A 13,761-nucleotide genomic window follows, 5' to 3' on the forward strand; every position below is an offset into this window, starting at 1 on the left:
GTGGGCTACGCGTTCAGCCTCGACGACGTGGCGTACCTGCGTTCCGACGCCGGGTGCGCCGCGTTGTCGGCGTTGGCGGACCTGCCGCTGACGCCTGCGTCGCGGCTGGACGACGTGAAGCGCGCGCGGCAGGTGTCCCCGGACCAGACGGGCGCGGTGCTGGAAACCGTGCTGCTGCGCCGCAAAGCGGTGTCCAAGGTGGACTTCGCCGAGGGCTTGTTCACCGACGACGCCCTCCAGCAGGCCACCCCGCGCGAGGTCGCCCGTCACCGGGCGGAGCGGTTCGCCGGGCGGGTCGCGCACGACGTGACGTGCTCGATCGGGGCGGACCTGGCCGCGCTGCCCGAGGGTTCCTTCGGCTCCGACCTCGACCCCGTGCGGGCCGCGATGGCCCGGCACAACCTGCGCGGCTCGCACGCGGTCCTGCGGGCCGACGCGCTCAAACCGGTCTCCCGGGACGTCCCCGTCGTGGCCGACCCGGCGCGGCGGGACTCCGGTGGACGCCGGACGTGGTACCCGGCCGACTTCGCCCCTCCGCTGGACGAGCTGGCCGCCGCCTACGCCGACCGCGACCTGGCCGTGAAGTGCGCGCCGGGCGTGGACTTCGCCGTTGCTCCGTGGGCCGACGAGGTCGAGCTGGTGTCGCTGGACGGGCACGTGCGCGAGGCGTGCCTGTGGACCCGGGGCCTGGCCACGCCCGGCGTGACGCGGCGGGCGTCGGTCCTGCGGTCCACGGGCGAGGCGTGGACGATCACCGACGCCGAGCCCGACGAGTGCCCGGTCACCGAGCCGCAGGAGTGGCTGGTGGACCCGGATGGCGCCGTGGTGCGGGCCGGTCTTGTGCGGCAGTACGCCCACAGGCACGGTTTGGCGCAGCTCGACGAGCGGATCGCCTACCTCACCGGACCCGTGCCGCCGGCCGGTATCCGCGCGTTCCGGGTGGTCGAGCACGGTCACTACAGCGAGAAGACGCTGAGGGCCGTGCTGCGTGCGCACGACGTGGGCAAGCTGGAGATCCTGGTGCGTGGGCTCGACGTCGACCCCAACGCGTTGCGGCCCAGGTTGAAGCTGTCCGGTGGCGGCTCGATGACGGTCGTGCTGACCCGCATCGGCCGCCGTCCGGTGTACCTATTGGCGCACGCCGAACGCACTTAGGCGCTCGAAGAGGAACCCGCGCAGGGCGTCCAGGTCGGTGTCCACGGCGATGTCGAGCCCGATGTCCTTGGGCGTCTCCAACCGTTCGTCCACCAGCAGCCCGCCTCGGCCTGGCCCGAACGCGCACTCCACCTCGACCGGGAAGCGTTGGGTGGCCAGGATTCCGGGCTTCACAGCCTCCGCCACGGCGACGGCGTCGTGCACCGCCATGCCGTCCCAGCCCAGGAAGCGCTGGTAGGCGGCGAGGTAGTCCGGGGTCAGGCCGACCAGCTTCGCGCCGATCTCGGACGATTTCCCGACCTCCTGGAGCCACTCGGAACTGACCGCGCACCGCTTGGTGAGGTCCATCGTGACCAGCGTGGTGGGGACTTGCTCCTCGACCAGCACCCGGCGGGCGGCCTCGGGGTCGCACCACAGGTTGAACTCCGCAGCCGCGGTGATGTTGCCGCCCCTGATGCCGCCACCCATCACCACAAGGCGCGCGATGCGCTCTTTAAGGCGCGGGTGTGCGGCCAACAGGAGTGCGATGTTCGTCAGCGGACCGATGGGCACGATCGTCACCGGTTCGGGCGAGGCCTCCAGGAGGTCCTTCATCAACGTCACCGCGTCCCGGGGGTCGGGTTCGGCGGTCGGTTCCGGCAGGGTGTCGGCGAACCCCGACAGCCCGTCGGCCCCGTGCGCGCGGGAGACGTGCGGCTGGGGGTGCACCAGCGGCCGTTCCGCGCCCACCGCGACGGGGATGTCGTCCCGGCCGAGCAGGGTCATCAGGCGCAGGGCGTTGCGGGTGGTCTTGTCCAGGCCGACGTTGCCGAACACGGTCGTCACGCCGAGGAGGTCCACCTCGGGACTGGCGACGGCGACCGCGAGCGCGAGGGCGTCGTCCACGCCGGGGTCGGTGTCGATGATCAGGGGGATCGTCACGCCACCCATCCTGCCGCGCGGGTTACAGTGCCCGCGTGACGAGCATGTGGGGCGCGCCGGTGTGGACGAGGTGGCGTCGGACCAGGCGCGACCCGGCGCAGGCGAAGTTCCTCACGGTGGCGTCCCTGAAGTGGGTCCTGCGCCACCGCGCCTACACGCCGTGGTACCTGGTCCGCTACTGGCGGTTGCTGAAGTTCCGCCTGACCAACCCGCACGTGGTGCTGAGGGGCATGGTCTTCCTCGGCAAGAACGTGGAACTCCACTGCCGCCCCGGCTACGGCCGCCTGGAAATCGGCCGCTGGGTCCACATCGGCGACGGCAACGCCATCCGCTGCCACGAGGGTTCGCTGCGCATCGGCGACAAGGCGGTGTTCGGCAAGGACAACACCGTCAACTGCTACCTGGACATCGAGATCGGCGCGGCCACGCTGATCGCGGACTGGGTCTACATCTGCGACTTCGACCACGTGACGGCGGACATCAACCTGCCCATCAAGGACCAGGGCATCGTGAAGTCACCGGTCCGGATCGGCCCGGACTGCTGGCTGGGCACCAAGGTCACGGTCACCCGGGGGACGCGGGTGGGGCGTGGGTGCGTGCTGGGTGCGCACGCGGTGGTGCGGGGGGACGTGCCGGACTTCAAGATCGCGGTGGGCATCCCGGCTCGGGTGGTGAAGGACCGGCGCGAGGATTACGAGGCGGACGCGGTGCGTCGGGCGGCGGTGGCTGATATGGCGCGCAAGGCGAAGGAAGCGTTGGAGAAGTCTCAAAACGCTTAACGCCTAATGCCTCTGGCTATCAAGATCAAAAGCTGAAAAGCGGGCGCTCGCCGCTGGGCAGGCCCCCGGGGGTGGAAGGGCGTCGGTTTCTTTCCCCCGTACGGCCTGCCGGAGGCAACCACACTTGGCCCGTTTGAGCAACCGGTAAAGCTGGTTGCACAAACGGGCCAAGCGCGGTTGGGCTGCGCCCAGGCCGTACGGGGGAAAGAAACCGAGGCCCTTCCTGTGGGCTTGGCAGCATGGCGAAAGCGCGGCGCCCTTCGGGCGTGCGCCTGCGGCGCAAAGGTGAGTGCGGAGTGGCCGGGCGTGGGTTAAAGGCGGGTTGCGGTGCGGACCAAGTCGGCTACGGCTTTGGATCTGCTGTGTGGTGGCCAGGCGATGACGGTGGTGACCGCCGGTGCGTCCGGTACCGGCACGGTCGCGTGGTCGTCGCGCAGGTGGGCTCCGACGGACTCGGGGACGAGCGCGCACGCCCGGCCGAGGGCGATCAGTTGGAACAGTTGGGTGTGGTCGCGCACCTGTGGGCCGGGGCCGTCGGGATAGCTGCCGTCTCGTCTTGGCCAGCGTGGCAGGGGTAGGTCCAGCAGGGTGGTGACCTCGGTCATCGACAGGTGGGGGCGGTCGGCCATTGGGTGGCCGGCGGGCAGGATCACGACCTGCGGTTCGGTGTGCAGGGCCTCGGTGTCGAGTCCGGCCGTGGTGTCGAAGGGGTGCTGGAGGAGGGCGACGTCGGCGCGGCCGTCGCGGAGTAGGCCCTCCTGTTCGCCGGGGCCGCACAGCACGACCTCGACGGGGACCGCGTCGGGTTCGGTGGCGTAGGCGGCCAGGAGGTTCGACAGGAGTTCGCCGGCTGCTCCGGCTTTTGTGGCCAGCACCACGCCGGGGTGTTGCGCGGCTGCTCGGCGGGTGCGGCGTTCGGCGGCGTCGACTGCGTCCAGGGCGGCTCGGGCCTCGCGCAGGAGGACCGATCCTGCTTCGGTCAGGGTGACCGCGCGAGCGGTCCGGTGGAGGAGGACCACGCCGAGTCGGCGTTCGAGTTGCTGGATCGCGCGGGACAGCGGGGGTTGCGCCATGGCGAGACGTTGTGCCGCGCGTCCGAAGTGCAGTTCCTCCGCGACGGCGACGAAGTACCGCAACTCGCGCGTCTCCACCGCGGCATCGTATCCGGGCGCTCACCACGGTCGATATCCGTGCGGTATCGCCGCCCACCCAGTCGGTCTTGGACGTGCCACCGGGGTCCGCACGACGCTGGGTGGCGTGAGTGGACAGACGATCGCGCTGGTGACCGGTGCGAACAAGGGAATCGGATACGAGATCGCCGCGGGCCTGGGTGCCCTCGGCTGGCAGATCGGGGTGGGGGCGCGGGATGCGGAGCGCCGTGACACCGCGGTGGAGAAGTTGCGGGCGGACGGGATCGACGCGTTCGGCGTGCCGCTCGACGTGGCGGACGACGAAAGTGTGGCGGCTGCGGCCGAGTTGGTCGCCGACCGCGTCGGAGGGCTCGACGTTCTGGTCAACAACGCCGCGATTGTCGGGGGTGTGCCGCAGACGCCCACGACGGTCGAACCCGCGACGGTGCGGACCGTCGTGGAGACCAACGTGATCGGGGTCATCCGGGTCACCAACGCGATGCTGCCCATGCTGCGCGCCTCGGCGTCGCCGCGGATCGTGAACATCTCCAGCAGCGTCGGCTCGTTCGCCCTCCAGACCACGCCCGGCATCGACATGGGTCAGGTTCCGGTCGCCTACCTGGCGTCCAAGACCTTCCTCAACGCCCTCACCGTCCAGTACGCCAAGGAACTGGCCGACACCGGCATCCTGGTCAACTCCGGCTGCCCCGGTTACACCGCCACCGACCTCAACGGCTTCCAGGGCGTCCGCACCGCGAGCCAGGGCGCGGCGATCGCGATCCACCTCGCGACCCTGCCCGACGACGGACCGACCGGCGGGTTCTTCGACGACGCCGGCGCGGTGCCGTGGTGACCCCGGGTCAGACCGGCTGGAGCTCCTCGTTCGCTCGGGCGTCGTAGGCGAGCTGGGCGTTGCGGATGTCGTCGATGTGGTCCTCCGCCCACACGCGGATCGCGTCCATCAGCACGCCCACGTTCTGGCCGAGCGGGGTCAGGCTGTACTCGACCTTCGGCGGCACGCTCGGGTACAGGTCGCGGTGGACCAGGCCGGCGCGTTCGAGTTCGCGCAGCGTCTGGGTGAGCATCTTCTGGGTGATGCCGTCCAGTCGCCGGCGCAGCTCCCCGAAGCGCATGGTGCCCGGACGGAGGGCCCCGATGACCAGGCAGACCCACTTGTTCGTCAGCAGGTCCAGCACGGCGCGGGACGAGCAGTTGCGGAGGAAGGCGTCCGCGCCGCCGTGCTCGCGCAGGTCGGGAACGGTATACATGAGGTACCTATATACCTTTCAGGTGCCTTCTTCACAACGGGTACCACCCTCGATGATCCTTTCCGCATGACGAAGATGCGAGCGATCCTCTTGAACGACCTGGGCGGCACCGAGGCGCTGGAGCAGGTCGAGACCGACAAGCCGACCGCCGCGCCGGGCAAGATCGTGGTCAAGGTGCACGCGGCGGGCGTGAACCCGGTGGACTGGAAGGTCCGTCAGCACGGGTACTGGTTCAGCACGCCGCTGGTCCTGGGCTGGGACGTGTCCGGCGTGGTCACCGAGGTGTTCCCGGGCGAGAACCGGTTCCGGGTCGGTGACGAGGTGTTCGGCCTGCCCGGTTTCCCCGACGTCGGCGGCGCGTACGCCGAGTACGTCACCGCGCCGGCCCGGCACTTCGCCCGCAAGCCCGCGAGCCTCGACCACGTGGAGGCCGCCGCGCTGCCGCTGGCCGTGCTGACCGCCTGGCAGGCCCTCACCGAGGCCGCGAACCTCCAGGCGGGACAGCGGGTCCTGGTGCACGCCGCCGCCGGCGGGGTCGGGCACCTCGCGGTGCAGCTGGCCAAGTCGCTGGGGGCGTACGTCATCGGCACCGCCAGCGCGGGCAAGCACGACCTGCTGCGCGAACTCGGCGCGGACGAGCTGGTCGACTACCGGACCGAGGACTTCTCCGCGATCGAGCCGGTCGACGTGGTGCTGGACCTCATCGGCGGCGAGGACTACGAGGAGCGCTCGCTGCGCGTGCTCAAGCGCGGCGGCACCTACCTCGCCGTGGTGAACCCGACGATCGTGGACGAGTTGCGGGTCAAGGCCGAGCCGTTGGGCGTGCGCGTCGAGACGGTCATGGTCACCGCCGACCACACCGCCCTGGAGCACGTGGCCCGCCTGGTCGAGGACGGCGAGCTCCGCGTGGTCGTGGCCGAGACGTTCCCGCTGGAGGAGGTCGGCAAGGCCCACGAGCTCGGCGAAGCCGGCCGCACCACCGGCAAGATCGTCCTGACCGTCTGAGAGCTACAGGAACGCGTTGCCGGTCGCGATCTTGGGCCGGCCCAGGGGGCCGTGGTCGTGCACGGCGGCCCGCTCGTAGACCGCCGCGGTGTCGCGGGCGATGCGGGTCCAGTCGAAGTCGGTGGCCAGGCGGGCCTTCGCGGCCTTGGCCCGCCGCACCGCCGACGGCCGGTCGTCCAGCACCGACCGCACGGCCCGGGCCAGCGCCTCCACGTCACCGGGCGCGAACGACAGGCCGGTGACCCCGTCCAGCACGACCTCGCCCAGCCCGCCGGCCGTGGACGCCACCAGCGGCGTCCCGGCGGCGGCGGCCTCCAGCGCCACGATCCCGAACGGCTCGTACCGGCTGGGCAGCACGACCGCGTCGGCCGCCGACAGCACGCCCGCCAGTTCGCGGTCGGACAGGTGGCCGACGAAGTCCACCGCGCGCCGCACCTTGTGCTTGCGCGCCTGCTCCACCAGCCACTGCCCGTGCGTGCCCTCGCCGGCCACCACGAGCCGCGCACCCCGGTGGGCACGCCGGATGCGGGGCAGGGCGGCGATCAGGTCCTGCACGCCCTTCTCCCACTCCAGCCGCCCGAAGAACAGCAGCAGCGGCGCACCGTCCGAGCTGTACTTCGCCCGCGCGGCGGCCACGTCGTCGGACCGGACCCGCCACCGGCGCGGCTCGATCCCGTTGTGCAGCACGGTGACCTGCTCGGCGTCCACCTCGAACAGGTGCGCGACCTCGGTGCGCATCGCCGACGAGCACGTGATCAGCGCGTCGGCGCGGTTGGCCAGCCACCACTCCACGGAGTGCACCTGCTGGTTGAGCGTCTGCGACAGCCACCCGCTGTGCCGCCCGGCCTCGGTCGCGTGCACGGTCGCCACCAGCGGCACCCCCGCGGCCTCGGCCAGCGCGATCGCGGGGTGGGTGACGAGCCAGTCGTGGGCGTGCACGACGTCCGGCCGCCACCCGCGCAGCAGGTTCAGACCCGCGCGGGTCATGGCGTGGCCCATGGCGAGCGTCCAGGCGACCAGGTCGCGCTCGAACACCAGGTGGGCGGGGTCCTCGGCGACCCGGATCAGCCGCACGCCGTCCGCCGTGGAGTCCGTGGTCGGGTGGGTGATGGCGTCGGTGCCGGTCGGTTGGCGGCAGACGACGACGACGTCGTGGCCCTGCGAGGCGAGCTGGGTGGCCAGCGCGTGCACGTGGCGGCCGAGCCCGCCCACGACGACCGGCGGGTATTCCCAGGACAACATCAGCACGCGCATGCCGCATCCTCGCATTTCCTGGATACCCTCGAGGTGACTGAGGGGAGGGCTGCCATGCAGACCTGGGTGTACGGGGTCCTGTTCGCCGCGGTGCTGATCGCCATCGCGTTGGTGGTCGACCGGCGGGCACGCGCCAAGCGGGCGGGTCTGGAGCGGCCGGCCGACACGCGGGGCAGGTCCAAGGCGGACCCGGTGTCGCAGGCTCGGATCGACAACCCCGGCGCGGCCGGGATCGCCGAGCGCGTGGAGGGGCGCGGGGGCAGCAACCTGGGCTCCGGCGTCTGAGCGGACGGACGGGCGGGGGCGGGCGTCACGCCAGTCCCCGCGCGTCGAGGTGGCCGAAGGGACCGTCGAGCAGCCGCAGTTCGGCCGCCCGTGCGTGCCCCCGGCCGTGGCGCAGGGCCGCCGCGAGCTCGGCGAACCGGTCCGCGTGGACCTTGGCCCGGTAGCGGGCGTAGTCGGCGGCCGAGTCCTTGGTGACCATGAAAGCCCAGTCGCTCGACAGCGCCAGCAGCGCCTCCCGCACGGCCTGGTCGGCGACCGGGTTCCGGGTCGTGCCGCCCAGGTCCAGCGACAGCAGCTCCTGCTGCACCCGCGCGTTCAAGTCCACGATGTCGGACACTTGCGGCCCGTTCCACACGTGCCAGTCCTTGCCCGCGCCCCACGACGACGGCGGGATCTCGACCGGCGTGCCCACGTGCCCGGCCTCGACCGCCCCGCGCAGCGTGGTCACCCGCACGCCCGCCTCGGGCAGCGCCCGCAGCACTGCCTCCAGCCACAGCGGACCCTCGTGCCACCAGTGCCCGTACAGCTCGGTGTCGTACGCGGCGACCACCAGCGACGGCTTCCCGTGCTGCTCGCGAAGGGCCCGCAGCCGCCGCACGACGTGGTCCACGAAGTCGGCGGCGTGCCGGCGCACGGCGTCCGCCGCCGCGTCGGGCTCGTAGGGCTTCTTGTCCTCGGGCGCGACGCCCTTGCCGGTCACCCGGGACGGCTTGAGCCCGCTGGGGTGGTCGTAGGTGTGGAAGTCGCGGTAGGCCGGGTCGCCGGGGTAGCCGACCTTGGGCGACCACACCCGGTAGGACACCTCCAGGTCCCGCCCGAACGCCAGCACGTCCGAGCCGCCGACCGGCCGGGCGGCCGCGGTGTCGCCGTGCAGGGACGGGCCGTCCACCAGGAACCGCCGCACGCCCGCCGCCGCGTACCCGTCCTCCAGGCCGGGCGCGTAGGCGCACTCGGGCGCCCAGATGCCCTCGGGCGCGGCGCCGATCCGGAGCCGGGTGTCGGCCAGGCCGGTGCGCAGCGAGAACGCCCGCAGCCCGGGGTCGAGCAGCGGTTGGAACGGGTGCGCCGCCGGGCCGCCCAGCAGCTCGATCACCCGGCTGTCCACAAGGGACCGCAGCAGCGGGGAGAACCCGTGCCGCCACTGGGTCTCGAACGTCTCCAGCGCCCACCGCGACGCCCGGTGCTCGCGGGCGGCCAGGTCGGGCAGCCGGGACGCTGCGCTGTGCGCGCGCAGCTGCCAGTTGCCCAGCCAGTCGTGGACCCCGCGCAGGCAGTACGGGTCGTCCAGCTGCGCGGCCAGGACCGGCGTGACGCCCAGGGTCAGCACGTCCTCGCGGCCCTCGGCGGCGAAGCGCTCCAGCAGGTCCACCACCGGCAGGTACGAGTGCGCCCACGCCTGGTACAGCCACTCCTCGCCGACCGGCCACGCGCCGTGGTGGGCGAGCCAGGGCAGGTGGCTGTGCAGGACCAGGCAGAACGTCCCCTCGGTCGGCGTGTCCGGGCGGCTCACGGGCGCACCGCCACGGCGACCAGGTCCAGGCTCGCGTCGAGGTCGTCGGTGGTGATCTCGAAGTCCTCGCTGCGCACGTCCGCCACCGCCGCCAGCAGGTCCGCCGGCCACTCGTCGCCCTCGACCACCACGGCGACCTGCGCGTCGATGATCGACCCGCCGAACCGGGCGTCCAGCTCGCGCAGCCGGGGGCCGTGCCGCAGGCCCGCCAGCAGCTCCAGCTCCAAGCCCGCCCCGACGACGAGCTCGGCCAGCTCGTCCGGGTTCAGCTCGCGGGTGTGGAACGGGTTGAGCGGGGTGTCGCGGCCGGGGGAGAAGGTGATCCGGTTCGGCGTGGTGACGATGAGCCGCCCGCCGGGCCGCAGCACGCGGGCGCACTCGGCCAGGAAACCGGCTTGGTCCCACAGGTGCTCGATGACCTGGAGGTTCGCCACCACGTCCACGCTCGCGTCGCGCAGCGGCAGGGACGCCAGGTTGCCGCGCAGCACGGCCAGCTCCGGGTAGGCGCGGGCGGCGTGCTCTGCGGTGAGCTGGTCGTAGTCCAGCGCCACCACCCGCGCGGCGTGCGCGGCGATCAGCGCGGCGCCGTAGCCCTCGCCGCAGCCGGCCTCCAGCACCACCGCGCCGGCGCAGTGGTGCACAAGATCGAGATAAGCGGCTTCGTGGCGCCGGAACCAGTAGTTCTCCTCGGCGATCCCGGGCACGGTGCGCTCACCGGTGAGGGGCAGCGGCTCGACGGTCACGCGGCCAGCGTAGTCGCTGGTTACTGGCCGGTAGCCATCGGCTTGCCGGATCGGGTGTCACTAATTAGTGTGAACCATTCTGATTCGATTACCGGACGCGTCCTCGTGCGCGCATTGTCGAAAAGTTGCGCGGCAAACCTGAAATAACACCATCGGGTGACACAATCCTGCGATCAGATGATCACTTGGGGGAATATTTGCGCAGGGTGGCGGGTGCGCGCGACGCTCGGACGTAGTGGTCGACTGGCTCGCAACGTGCTGGTTCGGCACTCTCACGCTGGGTATCCTCTGGCGAATCTTCCAGCGAGTGGGGCGGCCATGAGTGCGAAAGAGCCGGAGATTGTTCCGCTGCACGCGGATTTCGACGTCGTCTACCGGGGTTTTCACCGCCGACAGGTGATCGAGCAGCTCGAACACCTCGAGGAGCAGTTGCGCTACACCAGCCTGGACCGCGAGGAAGCCCTGGCCCAGGCCGCCGACCTGCGCAAGCTGCTGGAGATCACCCGCCGCGACCTCGACGAGGCGCGGGCGCGCGTGGAACGGCTGGAGCTGGCGCCCCACACCACCACCGGCGCGGCCGAGCGCCTGCACCGGATGCTGGTGCTGGCCGAGGACGAGGCCTCCGAGCTGCGGCTGCGCGCCGAGCGCGAGGTCGAGTCGCTGCGCGCCCGCACCGACGTCGAGCTGGCCGAGCAGCGCCGCGCCGCCGAGGAGGAGGTCGCCGCGCTGCGCGCCGACGCCGAGGCCCACGCCCGCGAGCTGCGCGAGGCCGCCGCCCGCCGCGCCGCCGAGCTGGACCAGCGCGAGGTCGACGTGGAGCGCCGCCGGGTCGAGACCGAGCACCACCTCCAGCAGCGGGTCGCCGAGGTCGAGGCCGAGTGCGCCGCCGCCGTCGCCCGCGCGCAGGAGGACGCCGACCGCCTGCTGCGCGAGACCGCGGAGCAGTGCAACCGGCTGGAGGAGGAGTCCGAGGCCCGGCGTGCCAAGGCGCAGAAGTACTTCGAGCTCCAGATGACCCACCGCCGCAACGAGGCCGCCCAGCACTTCGCCGAGCAGGAGGAGCTGTCCAAGGCGCGGGCCGAGTTCGTGATCAAGATGGCGTGCCGGGAGGCGCAGCGCCGGATCGCCGAGATCCAGGAGCGCACCGACGAGCTCACCGAACTGCGCCGCACCGTCGCCGCCCAGCTCACCGCGGCCCGCGCGGCGCTGGCCGCCGCCGCCGACCGCATGCCCTCCCTCATCCCCGAGCAGGACCGGGTCGAGCAGGTGGTCTCCGACGAGGAACGGATGGGCGCCTGATGGCCCGGATGACCGGGGGCGGCCGCGGCGGACGCCCCCTGCTGCCCCTCGCGGTCGCCGCGGTCGTCATCCCGGCGGCCGTGACCGCGTTCGGGTTCACCGTCTACGGCGAGGAGATCACCGGCGCGCTGCCGTTCTCCTCCACGCCCGCGACCCCGAGCCACCTGGTCAAGCCGCCCACGAAGCTGCCGCTGCCGACCCGGCCGACGCCCGAGCCCGCCCAACCGCCGCCCCCACCGCCGTCACCGGAGCTGGTCCGGCAGAACGTGCTGAGCCTGTTTTCCAGCAACGGGGTCAAGGGCATCACCTTCGCGCCCGGCACCACCGACCACGTCGGGCGCGGCGAGGCCGTGCAGACCGGCGTGGGCAACCTGCTGGGCGGCGTGCCCGGCGCGGTGGTGACGCTGGTCGCGCACGCGTGGAACGGGGAGACCGTCACCCACCGGTGCGACGTCCTCGCGATGCGGCGCGCGGCGCTCGTGCGGGACTTCCTGGTGGCGCGGGGCGTGCCCGCGGAGGCGATCAGCACCGAGGTCGTGGTGGACCCGGTGTGGGGCCCGCCGTCCGACGGCGGTCCGCAAGTCGACGTCCTCGTCGGGTAGGAGGGTCATGTCCGGGGCGGTCGTGTTCGTGTTCGGGTTGTGCGCCTTGTCGTTCGCGGCGGGCTGCGGGCTGACGGCGTACCTGCTCAGACGCGAGCCGGAGCCGGTGGCGCCGCCCGCGCCCCCGGTGCCCGACCTGGAGTTGCGGCTGGACATCGTGTGGCCGCCGGAGGACTACGCGACCAAGCCGATCCACCGCAACCCCGTGATGGGCCTGCCGGTGACCGAACGCCCGCCGGAGCCCGTGCGCCCGGCGCTGACCCTGGTCCCCGACCTCGACCCGGTGCTGAACGACCCCGAACCGGAGCCCGAGGTGGCAGCCGAGCCGGTTGTGGTCGAAGTGCCCGCGCAGCCCGAGCCCGTGGTGGTCGAACTGCCGGAACCCGCGCCCGAGCCGGAACCCGAGCCGGTCGCCGAGGTGCCCGCGCAGCCCGAACCGCCCGTGGTCGAGCTGCCCGACCCGGCCGAGTTCCGGCAGCGCTACCTGCGCACCTTCGAGGAAGCCCGCAAGCGCAGCACCACCTAGCGGCCGTGCCGCTTGCTGCGCAGCTTCCGCAGCATCTCCTGCGCCTTGGCCCTGGTGTGCGGGTCGCGTGCGGCGTGCTTGATCTGCTCGGTGATCCGCCGTCCCTGGGGACTGCGGGCGAACGCGCTGAGTTTGCTGAACAGCGATGCCATGACCATCACCTTCCCGATCAGGCCAACGGGCAAACGCCGCCTCGGGTTCCTAAACCGGCGAAACGGTCACGCCCACGGCCCCCGGACCCACGTGCGCCCCGATGGCGGAACTGACCTGGGTCACCAGGAACCGCCGCAGGTTCGGCAACTTCGTCCGCAGCTGCGCCAGCACCGTCTCGGCCCGCTCCCGCGCGTCGAAGTGCTCCACGGCGATGTCCACCGGCGCGTCACCGGCCCGCTCGATGGCGATGTCGACCATCTTGCGCACCGCCCGCTCCGCCCCGAGCACCTTCTCCAGCGGCGCGATGTGCCCGTCGACCATGGTCAGCAGCGGCTTCATGGACAGCGCCGACCCGAGGAACGCCGCCGCCGCGCCGATGCGCCCACCGCGCCGCAGGTACTCCAGGGTGTCCACGTAGATCAGCTCGGTGCTGCGGTGGAAGCTGTGCTGGGCCGCCGACAGCACGCGCTGCACGTCACCGCCGGCCGACGCGACGGTGGCCGCCGCCACGACCGCGTACCCGAGGGACATGCCGCACGTCTTGGTGTCCACGACGTGCACCGGGACCTGCACCTGCCCGGCGGCCTGCCGCGCCATCTCCACGGTTTGCGACAACCCGGTGGAGACGTGCAGCGACACGATCGCGTCCACGCCGGAGGCCGCCGCGTCGGCGTAGGCCCAGAAGAACGCGCCCGGGTCGGGCGGGGTGGTGGACACCTCGACGGCGTCGCGCATGGCGTCCACGAGCTTGGGCACGGGCACCCGCACCTCGTCGTCCACCCAGTCCCCGATGCGGACCTGGATCTGCGCCACGGTGATGCCGAGCTTCTCGGTCAGTTGCGGCGGCAGGCACGCGGTGGAGTCGGTGACGATCGCAACCCGGCGGTACATGTCTGCCGACCCTAGCCCAGTAGGGGGATGGGCTGTAACGCCGCCACCAGGCCGTACGATGTTCCCCGTTCGGGCTCATATCGCTTGTGTCCAGAGTCACGCGTGAGAGGTGCTTGCTCTCGTTTGCACCCCTGCTACTGGTGGGTAACATTCGGGTGGCCGACACCACCATGCCAACGCGGCGAGGACATGGCAGGGTCACCGACACTTGGTAACACCCGGATCGCGCGCGAAACGCGT

16 protein-coding genes are annotated in these 13,761 nt (G+C 72.0%); 8 read left to right on the forward strand and 8 right to left on the reverse strand.

The window, feature by feature from the left end; all coding sequences use genetic code 11:
* On the forward strand, positions 1–1,155 hold the full coding sequence (locus DFJ66_RS30365; protein ID WP_121226174.1) for a THUMP-like domain-containing protein: 1,155 nt from the start codon (positions 1–3) through the stop codon (positions 1,153–1,155).
* On the opposite strand, the gene DFJ66_RS30370 is transcribed toward DFJ66_RS30365, so the two are convergent.
* Positions 1,129–2,076 (reverse strand): nucleoside hydrolase, encoded by a 948-nt coding sequence (locus DFJ66_RS30370; RefSeq protein WP_121226176.1) that lies wholly within the window; start codon positions 2,074–2,076, stop codon positions 1,129–1,131. The two genes, DFJ66_RS30365 and DFJ66_RS30370, sit on opposite strands and share 27 nt — an antisense overlap.
* A 35-nt stretch (positions 2,077–2,111) precedes the next feature.
* On the opposite strand from DFJ66_RS30370, the gene DFJ66_RS30375 reads away from it, so the two are divergent.
* Complete coding sequence (locus DFJ66_RS30375; RefSeq protein ID WP_121226178.1) at positions 2,112–2,855, forward strand: acyltransferase; 744 nt, start codon at positions 2,112–2,114, stop codon at positions 2,853–2,855.
* A 311-nt stretch (positions 2,856–3,166) separates the two neighbouring features.
* On the opposite strand, the gene DFJ66_RS30380 is transcribed toward DFJ66_RS30375, so the two are convergent.
* Positions 3,167–4,006 carry a LysR family transcriptional regulator gene (locus DFJ66_RS30380; protein ID WP_121226180.1) on the reverse strand — a complete coding sequence of 280 codons (840 nt, stop codon included), beginning with the start codon at positions 4,004–4,006 and terminating at the stop codon, positions 3,167–3,169.
* A 106-nt stretch (positions 4,007–4,112) separates the two neighbouring features.
* Between DFJ66_RS30380 and DFJ66_RS30385 the strand changes: the two genes are divergently transcribed.
* Positions 4,113–4,838 (forward strand): SDR family oxidoreductase, encoded by a 726-nt coding sequence (locus DFJ66_RS30385; protein ID WP_121226182.1) that lies wholly within the window; start codon positions 4,113–4,115, stop codon positions 4,836–4,838.
* 7 nt (positions 4,839–4,845) lie between these two features.
* Here DFJ66_RS30385 and DFJ66_RS30390 read toward each other — a convergent pair whose 3' ends face one another.
* On the reverse strand, positions 4,846–5,253 hold the full coding sequence (locus DFJ66_RS30390; protein WP_121226184.1) for a winged helix-turn-helix transcriptional regulator: 408 nt from the start codon (positions 5,251–5,253) through the stop codon (positions 4,846–4,848).
* Between the two features lie 66 nt (positions 5,254–5,319).
* Between DFJ66_RS30390 and DFJ66_RS30395 the strand changes: the two genes are divergently transcribed.
* Positions 5,320–6,258, forward strand: coding sequence for an NADP-dependent oxidoreductase (locus DFJ66_RS30395; RefSeq protein ID WP_121226186.1), 939 nt, complete (start codon positions 5,320–5,322; stop codon positions 6,256–6,258).
* A gap of 3 nt (positions 6,259–6,261) precedes the next feature.
* Here the strand turns inward: DFJ66_RS30395 and DFJ66_RS30400 are convergent, their stop codons facing one another.
* Positions 6,262–7,512 (reverse strand): glycosyltransferase family 4 protein, encoded by a 1,251-nt coding sequence (locus DFJ66_RS30400; RefSeq protein ID WP_121226188.1) that lies wholly within the window; start codon positions 7,510–7,512, stop codon positions 6,262–6,264.
* A gap of 54 nt (positions 7,513–7,566) precedes the next feature.
* Here DFJ66_RS30400 and DFJ66_RS30405 point away from each other — a divergent pair, with 54 nt between their 5' ends.
* Positions 7,567–7,797 (forward strand): hypothetical protein, encoded by a 231-nt coding sequence (locus DFJ66_RS30405; protein WP_121226190.1) that lies wholly within the window; start codon positions 7,567–7,569, stop codon positions 7,795–7,797.
* A 25-nt stretch (positions 7,798–7,822) separates the two neighbouring features.
* Here DFJ66_RS30405 and DFJ66_RS30410 read toward each other — a convergent pair whose 3' ends face one another.
* Positions 7,823–9,307, reverse strand: coding sequence for a 1,4-alpha-glucan branching protein domain-containing protein (locus tag DFJ66_RS30410; RefSeq protein ID WP_121226192.1), 1,485 nt, complete (start codon positions 9,305–9,307; stop codon positions 7,823–7,825).
* Positions 9,304–10,050 (reverse strand): class I SAM-dependent methyltransferase, encoded by a 747-nt coding sequence (locus DFJ66_RS30415; protein ID WP_121226194.1) that lies wholly within the window; start codon positions 10,048–10,050, stop codon positions 9,304–9,306. Before DFJ66_RS30415 ends, DFJ66_RS30410 begins: the two co-directional genes overlap by 4 nt.
* 318 nt (positions 10,051–10,368) lie before the next feature.
* Here DFJ66_RS30415 and DFJ66_RS30420 point away from each other — a divergent pair, with 318 nt between their 5' ends.
* The 3 genes from DFJ66_RS30420 to DFJ66_RS30430 are packed head-to-tail and all read left to right on the forward strand — an operon-like array spanning position 10,369 to position 12,477.
* Positions 10,369–11,349 (forward strand): coiled-coil domain-containing protein, encoded by a 981-nt coding sequence (locus tag DFJ66_RS30420; protein WP_147459403.1) that lies wholly within the window; start codon positions 10,369–10,371, stop codon positions 11,347–11,349.
* Between the two features lie 8 nt (positions 11,350–11,357).
* Positions 11,358–11,951, forward strand: a complete 594-nt coding sequence (locus DFJ66_RS30425; protein WP_147459404.1) for an OmpA family protein — start codon at positions 11,358–11,360, stop codon at positions 11,949–11,951.
* Positions 11,952–11,958: 7 nt separating this feature from the next.
* On the forward strand, positions 11,959–12,477 hold the full coding sequence (locus DFJ66_RS30430) for a hypothetical protein (protein WP_121226200.1): 519 nt from the start codon (positions 11,959–11,961) through the stop codon (positions 12,475–12,477).
* Here the strand turns inward: DFJ66_RS30430 and DFJ66_RS43050 are convergent.
* Both DFJ66_RS43050 and DFJ66_RS30435 read right to left on the reverse strand, forming a co-directional pair.
* Complete coding sequence (locus DFJ66_RS43050) at positions 12,474–12,629, reverse strand: hypothetical protein (RefSeq protein ID WP_170199745.1); 156 nt, start codon at positions 12,627–12,629, stop codon at positions 12,474–12,476. The two genes, DFJ66_RS30430 and DFJ66_RS43050, sit on opposite strands and share 4 nt — an antisense overlap.
* Before the next feature lie 49 nt (positions 12,630–12,678).
* Positions 12,679–13,521, reverse strand: coding sequence for a DegV family protein (locus DFJ66_RS30435; RefSeq protein ID WP_121226202.1), 843 nt, complete (start codon positions 13,519–13,521; stop codon positions 12,679–12,681).
* Between the last annotated feature and the right edge of the window lie 240 nt (positions 13,522–13,761).

Source organism: Saccharothrix variisporea, assembly GCF_003634995.1.
Taxonomy (GTDB): Bacteria; Actinomycetota; Actinomycetes; order Mycobacteriales; family Pseudonocardiaceae; genus Actinosynnema; species Actinosynnema variisporeum.